The following is a 13,593-nucleotide window of genomic DNA, read 5'->3' on the forward strand; positions in this document are numbered from 1 at the left end:
AACTGTTGCAGCACTAAAATTTCAAAAACATTCATATGAATGCAATAAAGATGCTTTGCATGCCTTTTTGGAGTGAAAATCCATGCACTCTGCCAACTGGATCGACCTCAAGCAGGACAATGAGTCCGGCATCGAGACGATTCGGGCGCATTTTGAAGGCCACGCTTACGACCCGCATTGGCACGACAGCTATCTGGTGGGGGTAACGGAGCAAGGCGTTCAGCAATTCAATTGCCGTCGCCAGCGGCACATTAGTACGCCAGGTCGGGTATTTCTGCTTGAACCGGGGGAGATTCACGACGGTGACGCGCCCGCGCCGGAAGGTTTCACCTATCAAACCCTGTATCTGGACCCCAAATGGCTGGATCGCGAATTACGCTCATTGTTCGAGCACGCGCCGGCTGATTGTCAGCTGAGTGTCGCCGCGACCCTGGCCGACGATCCGCGCCTGGCCCGCGCCACAGCCAACGCCTTTCGCACCCTGCACAATCAGGAAATGCGCATCGTGCGCCAGACCGCTCTGGACGATCTGCTGGGAAATCTCACCAGCCACTTGCGCTGGCGCACGCTGATCACCCCGGACCCGCGCCTGCCGCTGGTGGCGCTCAATGCCCGGGATTTCCTGCACAGTCACATGGCGCAGGACATCGGCCTGGACGACTTGGCGCGGGCCACCGGCGTAGACCGTTTTCGCCTGACCCGAGCGTTCAAGGCCGCATTCGGCTTGGCGCCCCACGCTTATTTGATCCAGCTGAGACTGGCCAAGGCGCGGCGTCTGCTGGCCAGCGGCGAATCTGCGGCCCAGGTCGCGGCGGCTTTGGGTTTCGCGGATCAGAGCCATCTGGGGCGCTGGTTCCAGCGTGCCTACCGGATGACGCCGGCGGACTACCGCAAGCGTTGCTCAAATCTTCCAGACTGAGGCACTGCCGAGCCGGATGATCGACTGACGATCAATCATTCGAGTGTGTCATGGACCAGTTACTGCCCTTCCTGCTGTTCGCGTTCGTTGCTTCGATTACCCCCGGCCCGACCAACATTCTGGTGCTGACCAACAGTTCGCGTCATGGCTTGAGCGCCACCGCGCCGATCGTGCTGGGCGCCTGCGCTGGCGCGGCCGGGCTGGTGCTGCTGGTGGGCACCGGTGTGGGGGATTTTCTCGTCCACCATCTTGTGGTGCAGACCGCAATGTCGTGGATCGGCATCGCCTGGCTGAGCTGGATGGCCTGGCAGCTGTTCAGCGCCCCGGCCCAGGTGATCGATCCCGCCAAGCAAACCGCTCAAGGCCCGCGCTTGGGCCTGTTCGGCGCGGCGAGCCTGCAGTTGGTCAACCCCAAGACCTGGATGATGGCGTTGGCGGTAGTCAGCGTTTTCGCTGGCAACGAAGCCGACCGCAGTCTCAAAGTGGTCTATTTATCCCTGGCGTTTTTCCTGGTGGCTATCCCTTGCATGAGCGCGTGGGCGTGGCTTGGGATCAGCGCCGCAAAGTTTTGCCGATCAGCGCAAGGCATGCAGCGTTTCAACCGCAGCATGGCCGTGTTGCTGCTGGTTTCGGCGTGGCTGACGTTGGTGGTTTGAGCATCGATGGGCGCGGTATTCGCGGCCAAATGCTGACAGACATGCATTCGACAGGTTAAAAAGCCTCCTGGACTCTCCATAGCCCGAACCCGCCTGGACGCCCCATGACCCGTCTTTACGATGCACGCGCCAACATCTACGCCGTCAGCACGCCGGATGCCTTGCGAGACTTGGGCATCGCCATTCCGCACACGGCTGCGCAAGCGAGCGCTGGTCGCGCAGCCTGGGCGAAAGATGCCATCAGTGCGCTTTGTGACTGGCCGCCGGGCACACGTCCGGCCGATGCCAAGGCTCATCGCTCGGATGGCCTATTGATCGGCCCTTTTCAACAGCACGCGCCGTTTGACGTGCTGATCGTCAACACCGACGGCACCTTGGCCGAACGCAGCGGCAACGGGCTGACGATTTTTTCCCAGGCACTGACCGAAACCGGCCATGTCGGCGCTCAAGAGCGTTTCGAGCTGAAAGTGCATCATGACAAAGGCGATTCGGCCTCGCCCGTATCGACCTGGGTAGAACCCGCGCTCCTGCAGGGCCAGGCCGGTTTCTGGCTGGATCTGGGCAAACCCGCGTTTGGTCCGGCGGCGGTCGGTGCGCAGGCCAATGGTCTGGGCGAGGTTTCACTCAATGGCCGCGCGCTCAGCCGGGTCAACGCGCTGTCTCACATCAAACCGAAGTGGGATCACAGCGTGTTTGTCAGGATCGGCAATCCACATTGCGTCACACTGGTCACGGACAACACGCAGTTGCCCACATTTGAAGCGCTGCATGAGCCGGCGCTGAACAGCGCGTTGACCCGCATTGCCTTTGCCGAAGGGGATCTGGGGGCTGGCGACCCCTGCCCTTCAGGCGTGAACCTGCAATGGGCGTTTGTTGCCTCGCCAGAGCGGATTGTCGCAAGGGTTTTCGAACGTGGCGAAGGCCCGACCGCGTCGTCGGGAACCAGCGCCAGCGCGGTTGCCTGCGCCGCCTGGCACGCCGGACGGGTCAGCGCCGGGCTGATCGAAATCGAAATGCCCGGCGGCACGGCCCCGGTGCGTCTGGTCGAGGAAGGCGGGGAGTTGCAGGAGGTTGCGTTGTTTGGGGTGGCGCGGCGCACCTGAGACTGTGGGAGCGAGGCTTGCCCGCGATTAGGCCGTAGGAGCGACTTTAGTCGCGAGAACCTCAATTGCCCTCCCGGCTAAAGCCGGTCCTACAGCAAGCCTCCAACGGTCCTAAGTGAACCGCGTTACTCGCCAATATCCTCATTCCACAATTCAGGCTTGTCGGCGATGAAGCCTTTCATCATCTGCACGCAGGCCGGGTTGTGGATGACGTCCACTTCTACCCCGCGCGAGCGCAGCAGTTCTTCTTCGCCCAGGAAGGTCTCGTTTTCGCCGACGATGACTTTGCGGATGCCGTACAACAGGATCGCGCCGCTGCACATCGCGCAAGGTGACAAGGTGGTGTAAAGCACCGCATCGCGATAGGTCCGTGCGGGCAGGCGGCCGGCGTTTTCCAGAGCGTCCATTTCACCGTGCTTGATCGCACTGCCCTCCTGCACCCGGCGATTGTGGCCGCGGCCGATGATCTTGCCGTCATGGACGATGACCGATCCGATGGGAATGCCGCCCTCGGCCAGGCCGAGTTGCGCTTCGTCGATTGCCGCCTGCATGAATGGGTCCATGGTTTTACCTCATCGCGAATAATGAAAAATCAGTGTTCAAGGGTCTGCTGTGCGTTATCGAGTGCGCGGGAGACAAAGGTCTTGAGCAGTTCTGCCGAGCGCGCCTTCATGTCCATGCCAACGTCGTTCTGTTTGGCCCGCAGCTTGTTGGCCAACATCTGCGCCCCATCGCCAGAATTCAGGCCACGCAGTTCTTCGGCGGTAAAAAACTGTGCGTAGGCGGCGGCCAGATTGCTATCCCATTGCGCTTGATATTCGGGTTGCAGGCGTTCCAGCTCACTCTTGACCAGCGCCTGTGCCTGGGTTTTGCCGATGGCCTCGACAATGCTGGCGAACGTTGCCGTGCGCGAGGCCACTTGATAACCCAGCCAACCCAGACTGTCACCCAGATGTCGATCCTGGACGAAGGCCTGCGCGCTGTCATCCACCTCGGCCGCGTACGCCTCGCGCGATGCGTCAGGAAGTACGAACGCCAGCAGCGCGAACAGCATGTTCAAGGCAGCGAGCGAGCTGCGAAACGTCATGAGGCCTCCCGGTGAAAAATCCTTGCACGCTGTGAACTTAGCAGTCCAGGCGGCCTTTAACAGCCCGGCGGTCGTAACCGAACCTCTTGGTGACGCTAACAGGAACGCCGGGCCAGCCATTGCTTGAGCGTCATGCGGTAAATCCTGACGCCCAAGCGATGGTACTGGCTGTAGACGAAATCACTGAAGCCGACTTTATTGATGACTCTTACCGAGGCGACATTGGCAGGCTGGACGATGGCAATGATCGAATCCAGCCTCAGGTTTTCGAAGCCGTAAGCCAGGGTCGCCATGGCAGCTTCTGTGCCCAGCCCGCGACCCCAGAACGCCGGCGCAAGGCGATAGCCAATTTCCACTTCGTCGGCGCGATCCACCTCTTCGCGGTTGAGGGCGCAAAAACCTGCCAGCAGACCGCTTGATACCTCGATCACTGCCCAAGGCCCAAAGCCGTCAGCCACGTAGCAACGATTCGCCCACTCCACGAACTCGGTCGTGGCCTTCTCGCTCAGCGGCCCGCGCACTGAAAAGCGCATCACCTCAGGATCGCCGAGAATCGCCGCCAGGGCGGGAGCATCGGCGAGACTCAGCTCGCGCAGCGTCAATCGCTCGGTGTGCAGAATGACGCGCGGTTCGCTCATGAGTGGCACTTATCCTCTGCGCTCAAAGACTGCTGCTGACCTTGGTGGCCACATCCGCTGGCACCCAGGCCTTCCAGACTTCCGGATGCTCCTTGAGGAACGCCTGCGCGACGGTCTTGGGTTCAAGGCGTTTTTCGCTCATCTGGCCCAGCGTCTGGTTCAGCAGGTCGATGGGCAGATCAACTTTCTCGAAGAACGCCACCAGCTCCGGGTACTGTTTATGGAACTCGGCCGACACGCCAATGCTCAGGTGCGGCTCCAGAGAACGGCTGCCCTTGGGATTGGGATTGCTGGCGTCGGCCAGGGTTTTCCAGGCTTCGGCGTCAAACGGCGGCTCGTCGAGCTTGATCAGTTTGAAGCGACCCAGCAGCGGGGTCGGCGACCAGTAATAGAACAACACCGGCTTGCCACGATGGATCGACGAACTGATCTCCGCGTCCAGTGCCGCGCCGGAGCCGGTGCGGAAATTGACGAACGTGTCGTTCAGGCCGTAGGCCTTGAGCTTCTGGGTGTTGACGATCTCGGAAGTCCAGCCGGTAGGACTGTTCAGAAAACGGCCTTTGTCCGGCTGTTCGGGATCCTTGAACACGTCTTTGTAACGCGGCAGGTCGGCCACCGATTTGAGGTCCGGCGCCAACGGCTTGATGCCTTTGGCGGGATCACCCTTGATCACGAACTCCGGCACCCACCACCCCTCGGTCGCGCCTTTGACGATATTGCCCAGGCCGAGCACCTTGCCTTCGGATTCAGCCTTGACCCACGCAGGACTGCGCCCGGCCCATTCCTCGCCAACAACCTGAACGTCATTTTTGGCCAGCGCGGCCTCCAGGCTCACGGTGCTGCCCGGCAGCGTATCAGTGGGATAGCCGTAGCCTTTTTCCACGATAGTGCGCAGCACCTGGGTAATCAGGCTGCCGCTTTCCCAGGTGAGGTCGCCGAAATGGATCGTTGCGGTTTTGTCCGCCGCAGAAGCGGGTTGAGCGAGCAGGCCCAGCGCCAATAGCGAGCAGCCCAGCAGGTTTTTAATGGTTGTCATGATCACCTCTAGGTGGCGGGTTATGGGATGCCGTGATCAGCTCGCCCGGAAGTCAGTTAGCTTGTGTTGGTAAAAGGTATCGACAGCGCCGATTACAGATTAGTTGTGCGGCAAGCCGATCAGGGGCGCAGCCACGGCAAACCCGACTCACGGGCCTGATGTTCGTAGTCGAGTAAAATCTGGTAATCCGCTGCGCTGGTGCTCAGCACTTCACGAATCGCCAACACCTGGGCAACCTCGGGTAAATCCACCAGTGCCTGATTCATCGCTGCGCGAATCTGCTCTGCCTGCACAGCATTCACAGCCAAGGCGGTGATGTACGGCAGGCACGGGCTGACCGCGCTGCGCACCAGAATCCGCAGGCCGCAGAGCTCTTCGCTGGAATCGCGGGCCAGATAGTCATGGGTCACGCTGTCGATGGCGGCGAGATCGCCGCGCCCCTCTTTGAGCCAGCGCAAACTGTTGCGATGGCCGCCGGTAGCGGAAACGCGCGCGAAGAAGCGACCGTCCTGCTGCAAGGGCGCGATCTGATGCCGCAACAGGTTCATGCCGGAGTTGGAATCTTCACTGTTGATCAGCCCGTGGCTGTCGCGAAACTCCACCAGCCGGGTGCGCGGATCGTCGGCCCGCACCATCAGCAGGCTGCAGTGATTGCCATCGGCGCTGTGGGGCAATTCATAGACCGGCCGACCGATCAGCCGCACCTTGTCGCGCAGCAGGGTCATCAACGGATAGCCGCAGGTCTGAGCCAGCAGCAGCTGCGGCGATAGCCACAGTTGCGGCAACTCAAGCTCGTCTGGCAGACGACCGGCACCCAGCAACTGAACGATGCGCGCCAGCCAGGTTTCACTGGCCTGACGGACGCGAACGGGCGCGGTGTACATCGATAACTGGGCGAAACCCTGGATCATGCGCGGACTCGGCGAAGGCGTTAGCGGCCAACAATAGATCAAAAAAATGGAGCCTGCATAGGCTCCATTTTTCGCAACTCTGATAGATCAGTGACCGAAAAGCCCGGTATCGGATTTCTTGGCTTTTTTGTCGGCGCGCTTTTCATCGAGGGTCTTCGTCGGTTTTTTCTTCGCGGCTTTCTTTGAATCCATGCCTTTGCTCATGATGCGTGCTCCAGATGAAGGATCTGACCTCAGTTATACACCTAAGCCGGGCGCGCCGCGCCGTTTAAGCCGCTGTATCATGCGCCGCCAAGCCATCGTGCGATTACCTGTGGAGCCCACGCATCGCCATGCCCGACATTGAGTTTTCGATCCTGCAACCAGACTGCCTGCCATTGCTGGACAAGTTCTATCGCGAACACCGCTCGAACATGCGCTCGTCCAGCACGGCGCAGTCGTGGGTTGCCAGACAACGGGAAATCATCGGCGCGCTGTCCCTGACGCCCGTTGCCGGTGGGTATTGGCTGACCGGGCTGTTCGTCGCGCCGCAATCGCGCAGCCAGGGAGTCGCCAGACAGTTGATGGCTCACGCCACAGCTTCGTTGGCCGAACCGGTCTGGTTGTTTTGCCATCCTGATTTGCTGGGATTCTACGAGGCTTCCGGATTCACCCCAGCCGGCGCACTGCCCCAATCGCTGGGCGAGAAACTGATGCGTTATGGGCGGAACAAGACATTAGTGGCGTTGGTGCGGGCTGAAGATTGAACGCGCCACAGCCCTGTGGGAGCGAGCTTGCTCGCGAAGGGGTCGGCGCATCCAGCCCTTTTTCTGTGCCTGAAAAAATGCCTTCGCAAGCAAGCTCGCTCCCACACTGCACTGCCCTGGCGCATAGATCATCCAGCACTAACCACCGCACAAAATGTGTGATCCGTCCCGCAAAACCCCGTGCTAGCCTGCGGCCTGACCTTTTCAAGCCTCAAGGACGGACCATGAAGTTTGCGCTTATCGCCTGCTCTTTACTCGGTGTACTGGCCGCTCCTCTGGCTATGGCTGCCGCGCCCGTTTCTACCGTCACCGACGCTCAATTCGCCGAGGTGTTGAAAGGCGACTGGCGGGCCCCGCAAAACAGCGCGCGTGATGGCTATCGTCATCCGCAGCAAACCCTGCAGTTCTTCGGCCTGCGGCCTGAGCAAACCCTGATCGAAATCACCCCCGGCAACGGTTGGTACAGCGAACTGCTGGCGCCGCTGCTCAAGGATCGCGGCCAGTACATCGCCGCAGTGGTCGATCCGGCAGCCAGTGATTACGCACGCAAGGCCGCCGACAGCCTGAAACAGAAATTCGCCGCAGATCCCGTGCATTACGGCAAAGCCCAGGTCATCGAATACGACCCGCAGACCCCGGCGTTTGGCAAACCGGCATCAGCGGACGCCGTGCTGACCTTTCGCAATGTGCATAACTGGGTGTTGGCCGACGATGCTTCGGCGATGTTCAAGGCCTTTTACACCGTGCTGAAACCGGGCGGCACACTGGGCGTGGTGGACCATCGCGCCAAGGACGGGGCTTCCGTGGAGGCGATCAAGCAGAGCGGTTACCTGCCGACGGATTACATCGTGAAACTGGCGAAGGACGCGGGGTTCGAACTGGCCGGCCAGAGTGAAATCAATGCCAATCCCAAGGACACCAAGGATTACGCCCAAGGCGTCTGGACCTTGCCACCCACCTTCCGGCTGGGCGATCAGGACCGCGCCAAATATGCGGCAATCGGCGAATCCGACCGGCTGACGTTACGCTTTATCAAACCGGCGGGGCACTGAGTCATTCATCGGCATTCGGGTCCATGTCCGGAAACATGACGTCCATGAAACCGAACTTGCTGAAATCGGTGATACGCGACGGGTACAAGCGCCCGATCAGGTGATCGCATTCGTGTTGCACCACCCGGGCGTGGAAACCGTGGGCGATGCGCTGTATCGGTTGCCCGTCGGGATCGAAACCTTCGTAACGAATGCTTTGATAACGCTCAACCGCGCCGCGCAGACCGGGCACGGACAGGCAGCCTTCCCAACCTTCTTCGAGGGTCGGGCTCAGGGGCGTGATCAGCGGATTGAGCAGGATGGTTTGCGGCACCGCTTCAGCGTCCGGGTAGCGCTCGCTGCTTTCGAAACCAAAGATTACCAATTGCAGGTCGACGCCAATCTGCGGCGCCGCCAGCCCTACGCCGCCGACGCTTTCCATGGTTTCAAACATGTCGGCGATCAGGGTCTTGAGCTCAGCCGTACCGAACATCGCTTCGGGCACAGCGGGGGCAATGCGCAGCAAACGCTCATCGCCCATTTTGAGAATGTCGCGAATCATGGATTGGCCTCCATCAACAAAAACGTCATCCTGCCACAGCTTTGATCAGGATTCGTCGGCCTTGGCTGGCAGCGGCACGGAATGGTCGCGGCCCAGCCCGGAAACGTGTTGTTTCTCGGTGGACGCCACACCGCCATCGCCCGCTTCCTTCTCGCCGACGTCCTTGCCTTCGGAGGACATGTGTTCGACCACAGCATTCATTTCCGCGCCCAGCAACAGCACTGCCGCCGAAATATAGAAGTACAGCAACAGAACAATGATCGCCCCGATGCTGCCATACATGGCGTTGTAGTCGGCGAAGGTCTTGACGTAATAACCGAAGCCCAGCGACGCGATGATCCAGACCACCACCGCCAGCACGGAACCAGGCGTGATAAAGCGAAATTCCTGTTTAACGTCAGGCATGACGTAATAAATCAGCGCCACCGAGACCATCAGCAGCGCGACGATCAACGGCCAGCGCAGGATCGTCCACAACGTGACAATGAAATCTTCCATGCCGATCTGCGACGCCAGCCAGTTCATGACTTGCGGGCCAGTCACCATCAGCGCCGCCGCAACCAGCAACATCATGGCGATGCCGATGGTGTACAGCACCGACAGCGGAATGCGCTTCCACACCGGCCGGCCCTCGACCACGTCATAAGCGGCGTTCATGGCGCTCATCATCAGGCGCACGCCAGCCGACGCGGTCCACAGCGCAATGAAGATACCAATGGACAGCAGGCCGCCCTTGGACTGTTGCAGCTGGTCGATGACGGGGTTGACCTGTTCCAGCGCCTGAGGCGGCAAAACCAGCTCCGATTGCAGGCGCAACCAGGAGAAAAAATCGGGGAGATGCAGGAATCCGATCAGGGCGATCAGAAACAGTAAAAACGGGAATAACGAAAACAGCATCTGGTACGCCAGCGCCGACGCGTAGGTCGACATCTCGTCATCGAGGAACTCGCTGACGGTTCGCACCATTACCTTGAACGGCGAAAGTTTGCGCAATTCCGAAAAAATCATGGCGTTTCCTTCGCTTAATGGTGCTGAAACTATAGTGCCGAAACGACCAGGTTCACATTCGGCAGTTCTGCGTTGATCAAGGCCCTGCCGCTCTGGCAGGCGTTTTAGAGCTTAATGGACCGACTGTCCGGCAAAAAAGTTTCAAATCACCCAGGCCAGACATGATAACGGCCATCCGAGGATGACCGTTATTTAAGTATCAACCCCGAATACCTATTCGGGACTGACAGCTTCATGCCTTGTCGACGCCCTTTTTCACCGCGTCTTTGGCTTTGCCTACCGCTTGTTGAGTTTCGCCTTTGATTTCCTGAGCCTTGCCTTCTGCACGCAGTTTAGAGTTGTCGGTAGCTTTACCAACACCTTGCTTGACGTTGCCGACAGCTTCGTTAGCCATGCCTTTAACTTTATCGCCAGTGCTGCTCATAGGTACTCTCCAGAGTAAAATTCGGGTGTCGTAACCTCGACATAAAGATTGACCCGCCTCTTTTGCGCAGAGTTTCAATTATTTTTACCGGCTGTGCTGCCGCTCGTCAGGCCAGGTAACACGGGAAACCCGCGGAGTTTTTTCAGGCCAGGCAGCAACTTTGACTTTAAGTTTGCCCGGCAACCCCCGAGAATGCGGCACGCAATCAGGCTGCGCTGACTCGGGTCAGTGCGCCGACTATTCAGATCCACAGGAACATTATGAAACTCGATAAGAAGCAGGCCATCGCACGCCGCAATCTGGAACTGGGCGGGGCCGTGCTCGGTACCAATAACACCCACTTCACGGAGCTGAACACCAACAAGAACATCTGGTGGTTCGATCTGCCGCTCGGGCGGCTGGCGGTGGGTCAGTACGAATGGGTTCATCTGCTGCTGCACACGCCCAGCACCGACCAATTGCTGCATTTGAAGGTCACCACGGTCTTTTTGCGCGATCACATGGAAGGCCTGGTTGTGCGCAACCGAGGCAAACGCAAATCCACCGTGAGCCTGGAACTGAGCGCCGACAAGGATTCATTCCTCAAGGATGTGCGTCCAGACGGCGCGAACCTGAGCTTTGCCGGGTTCCTGCAACCCTGATGTGACCGACCTGCTCGTTGCCGTTGCAGCCACGAGCAGGTCCAACAAAATCACGCCAGACGCTTGGTCACCAGATAACCGACCGTTGCCGCAACGCTCGATGCCACGGTGCCCCACGCCAGATCCACCAACGCCATCTGCGCCGGCCAGCCCTGCAGCGTGGCCCAGTTGCTCAAGTCATAAGTGCCATAAGCCACCAGTCCCAGCATCGCACCGCGTTGGATCGCATGGGTCAGACTGTGGCGACGCAAGGCCGACTGCACGGCGAAATACACCAGCCCCGCCGTATACAGCAGGTAAAACACCACCGCCGGTCCCGCCATAGGCTTGTCGACCATGATCGAACCGAGCCAGCTGCGGTAAGTCGGGCCCATCAGCAAGCCGAGCCAGACACCGTCCAGGATCAGGAACGCCACCAGTGTGCTCAGGTAAGCCGTCAGATTTCTTTTCATGGGTCATCCGTTTTTTAAACGCGATTGCGCGCAGGGACTGCTGAAAAGGTCAGACCCTGATTGCGGGCACAATGTCCCGGTGCAGTGAAATTTCTGCGCGATGACCGTGCGCGCCGTGGGATCCGTAGGACCGGCTTTAGCCGGGAGACGCAACAACTGCGTCGCCAGAACTCAAGCCCTCCCGGCTGAAGCCGGTCCTACAGAACCATCACGCGAGATCACACCAGATCGATACGATCTACATGAATCACGATCTGGCCCGACTTATAAAGGGCACCAATGGCCTTTTTGAAGTTGCCTTTGCTGACGCCGAACAAACCGCTGATTATCTGCGGATCGCTCTTGTCGCTGACCGGCAGCGTGCCGTTGTTTTCCCGCAGCTTGCTGAGGATTTTCGAATTGAGGCTGCTGGAGGCCTCTGCGCCGACCGGTTGCAGGCTCAGGCTGAGGTTGCCGTCGGAACGGATTTCCTTGATGAAACCCTTCTCCTGCTTGCCGGCACGCATGAACTTGAACACTTCGTTCTTGTGGATCAAGCCCCAGTGTTTGTTGTTGATGATTGCCTTGAAACCCATATCGGTGGCTTCGGCGACCAGCAAATCGACTTCCTGGCCAACGGTGTAGGTGGCCGGCGTCTTGTCCAGATAGCGGTCCAGGCGCGCGGTCGCGGTGATGCGTCGGGTGTGTTTGTCCAGGTAGACATGCACCACGCAATAATCACCGGCCTGCAAGGTGCGTTTCTCTTCCGAGTACGGCAGCAGCAAATCCTTGGGCAGGCCCCAATCGAGGAACACGCCAATGCTGTTGACCTCAAGGACTTTCAGGCTGGCGAATTCACCGACCTGAACCTTGGGTGTTTCAGTGGTGGCCAACAGCTTGTCTTCGCTGTCCAGATAAACGAAAACATTGAGCCAGTCCTCATCTTCGCTGGGAATATCCTTGGGGATATAACGGTTGGGCAGCAGGATTTCACCATCCGCCCCGCCATCCAGATACAGACCAAAGTTAGTGTGCTTCACGACTTGCAAGCTGTTGTAACGCCCGATTAACGCCATTTCCAAATACCCTCATTACGTGGGCGTCATTCTACCCGAGTTTGCTGATCAGGATCGCGACGCGCAAAGCATTGGGCAACGGGATGCTGAAACCCCCATGAAATTCAACAATTTGCTCCCCATTCGTCAGACTGATTCAGTCGTGAATAGAGGATTTTGTCTTGCCCAATTCCGCCCAGAAACAACTTTTCAGCCGTAAAACAGCAAGTTAGCGAGCTAATTATCGGCCGATATAAATAATTGGCAGCGCTGCGGGAACAGCTTTTAGGGCTATATTTCTAAAGCAATTGTCAAGCCATTCATATACAATTGCTGGCCGTATCAAGTTTATATAGGTTAATGGCAGCCATGCGCGTAAAAGCATCCAACTCCAAAGCAAAGCCAGCTCCAGCCGTTGAAACGAGCGATTCGATCAACGCCCAGATTGCGGTTTTTCTGAAGTCTGGTGGTGAAATCCAGGAAATCGCCAAAGGCGTCAGCGGCCAGACTTTCGGCCCATCCAAGCAAATCACCCTCGGCAAAAAGTAATTTTTCCCCGCTCCAGTTGTCGATCTCTATGCGCTTTGATTTTCAGGGCGCTAGTGGATTGATCCTTCGCTGCATCAGCTAGACTCCTCGCTCAGCCTCTTGGCATACCATTATGATGCTCAGCTCGTTGCGCACTGACGCTGCGACGGGCAGGATGAAGCCCTTGGAGCCAGCCCCCTTTGCGGAATGCACGAATGAAGAACTGGATGCTTTTCGGCGCACTGATTTGTCTGGGTGGTTGTGCATCGCACGGCTGCGACGCCACGCTCAATGACGGTTATCCCGCAGGCAGCGCCTGTCGTGAACAGCATTTGCTGTATCGGAACGACATGCTGCAGGCCAAGCTGTTGATCAGTGAAGCCGACCGGGAGAATTACGAACTGGCCGAAGCCATGCTGCGCCGTGCCGGCATCGACGACGCCTCCGGTGAAGCCGAGTTCTACCAGGCCGTACTGTTGATTCGTCAACAACGCGACCAGCCACGCGTCATCGAACTGCTGCAGGATGCTGCCCGAAGCAAGCACCCGCTGGCCATTGCCCTGCTCGCCCAACAGCTGAGCATGAGCGACCAGAAACAGTCCGAACGCTACCGCGCCGACTACGCCGAACTGGATGTCGCCAAGAGCGGCTACCCGTCTTTCGAACAGGCCTTGGTGGTGATTCGCGGCCTGATTATTCCCTCGCCGCAGACCACCGCTTCCAACTGATCTTGCGCGGATCGACGAACGGTCCGATCCCGCGCGCATTCGCCGGTATGCTTGCGAGGCTCTAGCTCGCGGTTTCTGTTGGGTCGCCG

General features: G+C 58.9%; 18 protein-coding genes. 8 read left to right on the top strand and 10 right to left on the bottom strand.

Going from position 1 to position 13,593, the window contains the following annotated elements; all coding sequences use genetic code 11:
- Positions 1–82 precede the first annotated feature (82 nt).
- The 3 genes from AABC73_RS22135 to AABC73_RS22145 all read left to right on the top strand — a co-directional run bounded on the left by AABC73_RS22135 (position 83) and on the right by AABC73_RS22145 (position 2,678).
- On the top strand, positions 83–919 hold the full coding sequence (locus tag AABC73_RS22135) for an AraC family transcriptional regulator (RefSeq protein ID WP_341520971.1): 837 nt from the start codon (positions 83–85) through the stop codon (positions 917–919).
- Between the two features lie 50 nt (positions 920–969).
- A complete protein-coding gene (locus AABC73_RS22140) occupies positions 970–1,575 on the top strand; it encodes a LysE family translocator (protein ID WP_341520972.1) in 606 nt (201 codons plus the stop codon).
- A gap of 104 nt (positions 1,576–1,679) precedes the next feature.
- Positions 1,680–2,678 (top strand): diaminopimelate epimerase, encoded by a 999-nt coding sequence (locus AABC73_RS22145; protein ID WP_341520973.1) that lies wholly within the window; start codon positions 1,680–1,682, stop codon positions 2,676–2,678.
- A 125-nt stretch (positions 2,679–2,803) separates the two neighbouring features.
- Here AABC73_RS22145 and AABC73_RS22150 read toward each other — a convergent pair whose 3' ends face one another.
- The 5 genes from AABC73_RS22150 to AABC73_RS22170 all read right to left on the bottom strand — a co-directional run bounded on the left by AABC73_RS22150 (position 2,804) and on the right by AABC73_RS22170 (position 6,350).
- Positions 2,804–3,241, bottom strand: a complete 438-nt coding sequence (locus tag AABC73_RS22150) for a nucleoside deaminase (protein WP_341520974.1) — start codon at positions 3,239–3,241, stop codon at positions 2,804–2,806.
- A 29-nt stretch (positions 3,242–3,270) separates the two neighbouring features.
- On the bottom strand, positions 3,271–3,732 hold the full coding sequence (locus AABC73_RS22155) for a hypothetical protein (RefSeq protein WP_341524306.1): 462 nt from the start codon (positions 3,730–3,732) through the stop codon (positions 3,271–3,273).
- A 128-nt stretch (positions 3,733–3,860) separates the two neighbouring features.
- Positions 3,861–4,403, bottom strand: a complete 543-nt coding sequence (locus tag AABC73_RS22160) for a GNAT family N-acetyltransferase (protein ID WP_341520975.1) — start codon at positions 4,401–4,403, stop codon at positions 3,861–3,863.
- A 22-nt stretch (positions 4,404–4,425) separates the two neighbouring features.
- A complete protein-coding gene (locus AABC73_RS22165; RefSeq protein WP_341520976.1) occupies positions 4,426–5,439 on the bottom strand; it encodes an ABC transporter substrate-binding protein in 1,014 nt (337 codons plus the stop codon).
- Positions 5,440–5,558: 119 nt separating this feature from the next.
- Complete coding sequence (locus AABC73_RS22170; protein ID WP_341520977.1) at positions 5,559–6,350, bottom strand: PhnD/SsuA/transferrin family substrate-binding protein; 792 nt, start codon at positions 6,348–6,350, stop codon at positions 5,559–5,561.
- 332 nt (positions 6,351–6,682) lie between these two features.
- On the opposite strand from AABC73_RS22170, the gene AABC73_RS22175 reads away from it, so the two are divergent.
- Positions 6,683–7,096 carry a GNAT family N-acetyltransferase gene (locus AABC73_RS22175; RefSeq protein ID WP_341520978.1) on the top strand — a complete coding sequence of 138 codons (414 nt, stop codon included), beginning with the start codon at positions 6,683–6,685 and terminating at the stop codon, positions 7,094–7,096.
- A gap of 224 nt (positions 7,097–7,320) precedes the next feature.
- The gene (locus AABC73_RS22180; RefSeq protein WP_341520979.1) at positions 7,321–8,148 is read left to right on the top strand and encodes a methyltransferase domain-containing protein; all 828 of its coding nucleotides are present in this window, start codon (positions 7,321–7,323) and stop codon (positions 8,146–8,148) included.
- Between the two features lies 1 nt (position 8,149).
- Here AABC73_RS22180 and def read toward each other — a convergent pair whose 3' ends face one another.
- From def to AABC73_RS22195, 3 genes are all read right to left on the bottom strand, one after another.
- Positions 8,150–8,689: a peptide deformylase gene (gene def, locus AABC73_RS22185; RefSeq protein WP_341520980.1), complete on the bottom strand. Its 540-nt coding sequence runs from the start codon at positions 8,687–8,689 to the stop codon at positions 8,150–8,152.
- Between the two features lie 45 nt (positions 8,690–8,734).
- Positions 8,735–9,697 carry a YihY/virulence factor BrkB family protein gene (locus AABC73_RS22190; protein WP_331149351.1) on the bottom strand — a complete coding sequence of 321 codons (963 nt, stop codon included), beginning with the start codon at positions 9,695–9,697 and terminating at the stop codon, positions 8,735–8,737.
- Between the two features lie 232 nt (positions 9,698–9,929).
- Entirely contained in the window at positions 9,930–10,121 is a 192-nt protein-coding gene (locus AABC73_RS22195) for a CsbD family protein (protein WP_020289037.1), read from the bottom strand.
- 260 nt (positions 10,122–10,381) lie between these two features.
- On the opposite strand from AABC73_RS22195, the gene AABC73_RS22200 reads away from it, so the two are divergent.
- Positions 10,382–10,762: a hypothetical protein gene (locus AABC73_RS22200; protein WP_341520981.1), complete on the top strand. Its 381-nt coding sequence runs from the start codon at positions 10,382–10,384 to the stop codon at positions 10,760–10,762.
- A gap of 50 nt (positions 10,763–10,812) precedes the next feature.
- Here the strand turns inward: AABC73_RS22200 and AABC73_RS22205 are convergent, their stop codons facing one another.
- Entirely contained in the window at positions 10,813–11,214 is a 402-nt protein-coding gene (locus AABC73_RS22205) for a DUF2177 family protein (protein WP_341520982.1), read from the bottom strand.
- Between the two features lie 218 nt (positions 11,215–11,432).
- On the bottom strand, positions 11,433–12,269 hold the full coding sequence (locus tag AABC73_RS22210; protein WP_341524307.1) for a S1-like domain-containing RNA-binding protein: 837 nt from the start codon (positions 12,267–12,269) through the stop codon (positions 11,433–11,435).
- A 339-nt stretch (positions 12,270–12,608) separates the two neighbouring features.
- Between AABC73_RS22210 and AABC73_RS22215 the strand changes: the two genes are divergently transcribed.
- Both AABC73_RS22215 and AABC73_RS22220 read left to right on the top strand, forming a co-directional pair.
- Positions 12,609–12,797 (top strand): hypothetical protein, encoded by a 189-nt coding sequence (locus AABC73_RS22215; protein WP_341520983.1) that lies wholly within the window; start codon positions 12,609–12,611, stop codon positions 12,795–12,797.
- Positions 12,798–12,991: 194 nt separating this feature from the next.
- Positions 12,992–13,504, top strand: a complete 513-nt coding sequence (locus AABC73_RS22220) for a hypothetical protein (protein WP_341520984.1) — start codon at positions 12,992–12,994, stop codon at positions 13,502–13,504.
- Positions 13,505–13,593 lie beyond the last annotated feature (89 nt).

This window comes from Pseudomonas sp. G.S.17 (assembly GCF_038096165.1).
Classification (GTDB): domain Bacteria; phylum Pseudomonadota; class Gammaproteobacteria; order Pseudomonadales; family Pseudomonadaceae; genus Aquipseudomonas.

Excerpts from the sequence above, each read along its gene's own strand:
- AABC73_RS22135 (WP_341520971.1), top strand. The coding sequence starts at position 83 with ATGCACTCTGCCAACTGGATCGACCTCAAGCAGGACAATGAGTCCGGC.
- AABC73_RS22140 (WP_341520972.1), top strand. The coding sequence starts at position 970 with ATGGACCAGTTACTGCCCTTCCTGCTGTTCGCGTTCGTTGCTTCGATT.
- AABC73_RS22145 (WP_341520973.1), top strand. The coding sequence starts at position 1,680 with ATGACCCGTCTTTACGATGCACGCGCCAACATCTACGCCGTCAGCACG.
- AABC73_RS22150 (WP_341520974.1), bottom strand. The coding sequence starts at position 3,241 with ATGGACCCATTCATGCAGGCGGCAATCGACGAAGCGCAACTCGGCCTG.
- AABC73_RS22155 (WP_341524306.1), bottom strand. The coding sequence starts at position 3,732 with ATGCTGTTCGCGCTGCTGGCGTTCGTACTTCCTGACGCATCGCGCGAG.
- AABC73_RS22160 (WP_341520975.1), bottom strand. The coding sequence starts at position 4,403 with ATGAGCGAACCGCGCGTCATTCTGCACACCGAGCGATTGACGCTGCGC.
- AABC73_RS22165 (WP_341520976.1), bottom strand. The coding sequence starts at position 5,439 with ATGACAACCATTAAAAACCTGCTGGGCTGCTCGCTATTGGCGCTGGGC.
- AABC73_RS22170 (WP_341520977.1), bottom strand. The coding sequence starts at position 6,350 with ATGATCCAGGGTTTCGCCCAGTTATCGATGTACACCGCGCCCGTTCGC.
- AABC73_RS22175 (WP_341520978.1), top strand. The coding sequence starts at position 6,683 with ATGCCCGACATTGAGTTTTCGATCCTGCAACCAGACTGCCTGCCATTG.
- AABC73_RS22180 (WP_341520979.1), top strand. The coding sequence starts at position 7,321 with ATGAAGTTTGCGCTTATCGCCTGCTCTTTACTCGGTGTACTGGCCGCT.
- def (WP_341520980.1), bottom strand. The coding sequence starts at position 8,689 with ATGATTCGCGACATTCTCAAAATGGGCGATGAGCGTTTGCTGCGCATT.
- AABC73_RS22190 (WP_331149351.1), bottom strand. The coding sequence starts at position 9,697 with ATGATTTTTTCGGAATTGCGCAAACTTTCGCCGTTCAAGGTAATGGTG.
- AABC73_RS22195 (WP_020289037.1), bottom strand. The coding sequence starts at position 10,121 with ATGAGCAGCACTGGCGATAAAGTTAAAGGCATGGCTAACGAAGCTGTC.
- AABC73_RS22200 (WP_341520981.1), top strand. The coding sequence starts at position 10,382 with ATGAAACTCGATAAGAAGCAGGCCATCGCACGCCGCAATCTGGAACTG.
- AABC73_RS22205 (WP_341520982.1), bottom strand. The coding sequence starts at position 11,214 with ATGAAAAGAAATCTGACGGCTTACCTGAGCACACTGGTGGCGTTCCTG.
- AABC73_RS22210 (WP_341524307.1), bottom strand. The coding sequence starts at position 12,269 with ATGGCGTTAATCGGGCGTTACAACAGCTTGCAAGTCGTGAAGCACACT.
- AABC73_RS22215 (WP_341520983.1), top strand. The coding sequence starts at position 12,609 with ATGGCAGCCATGCGCGTAAAAGCATCCAACTCCAAAGCAAAGCCAGCT.
- AABC73_RS22220 (WP_341520984.1), top strand. The coding sequence starts at position 12,992 with ATGAAGAACTGGATGCTTTTCGGCGCACTGATTTGTCTGGGTGGTTGT.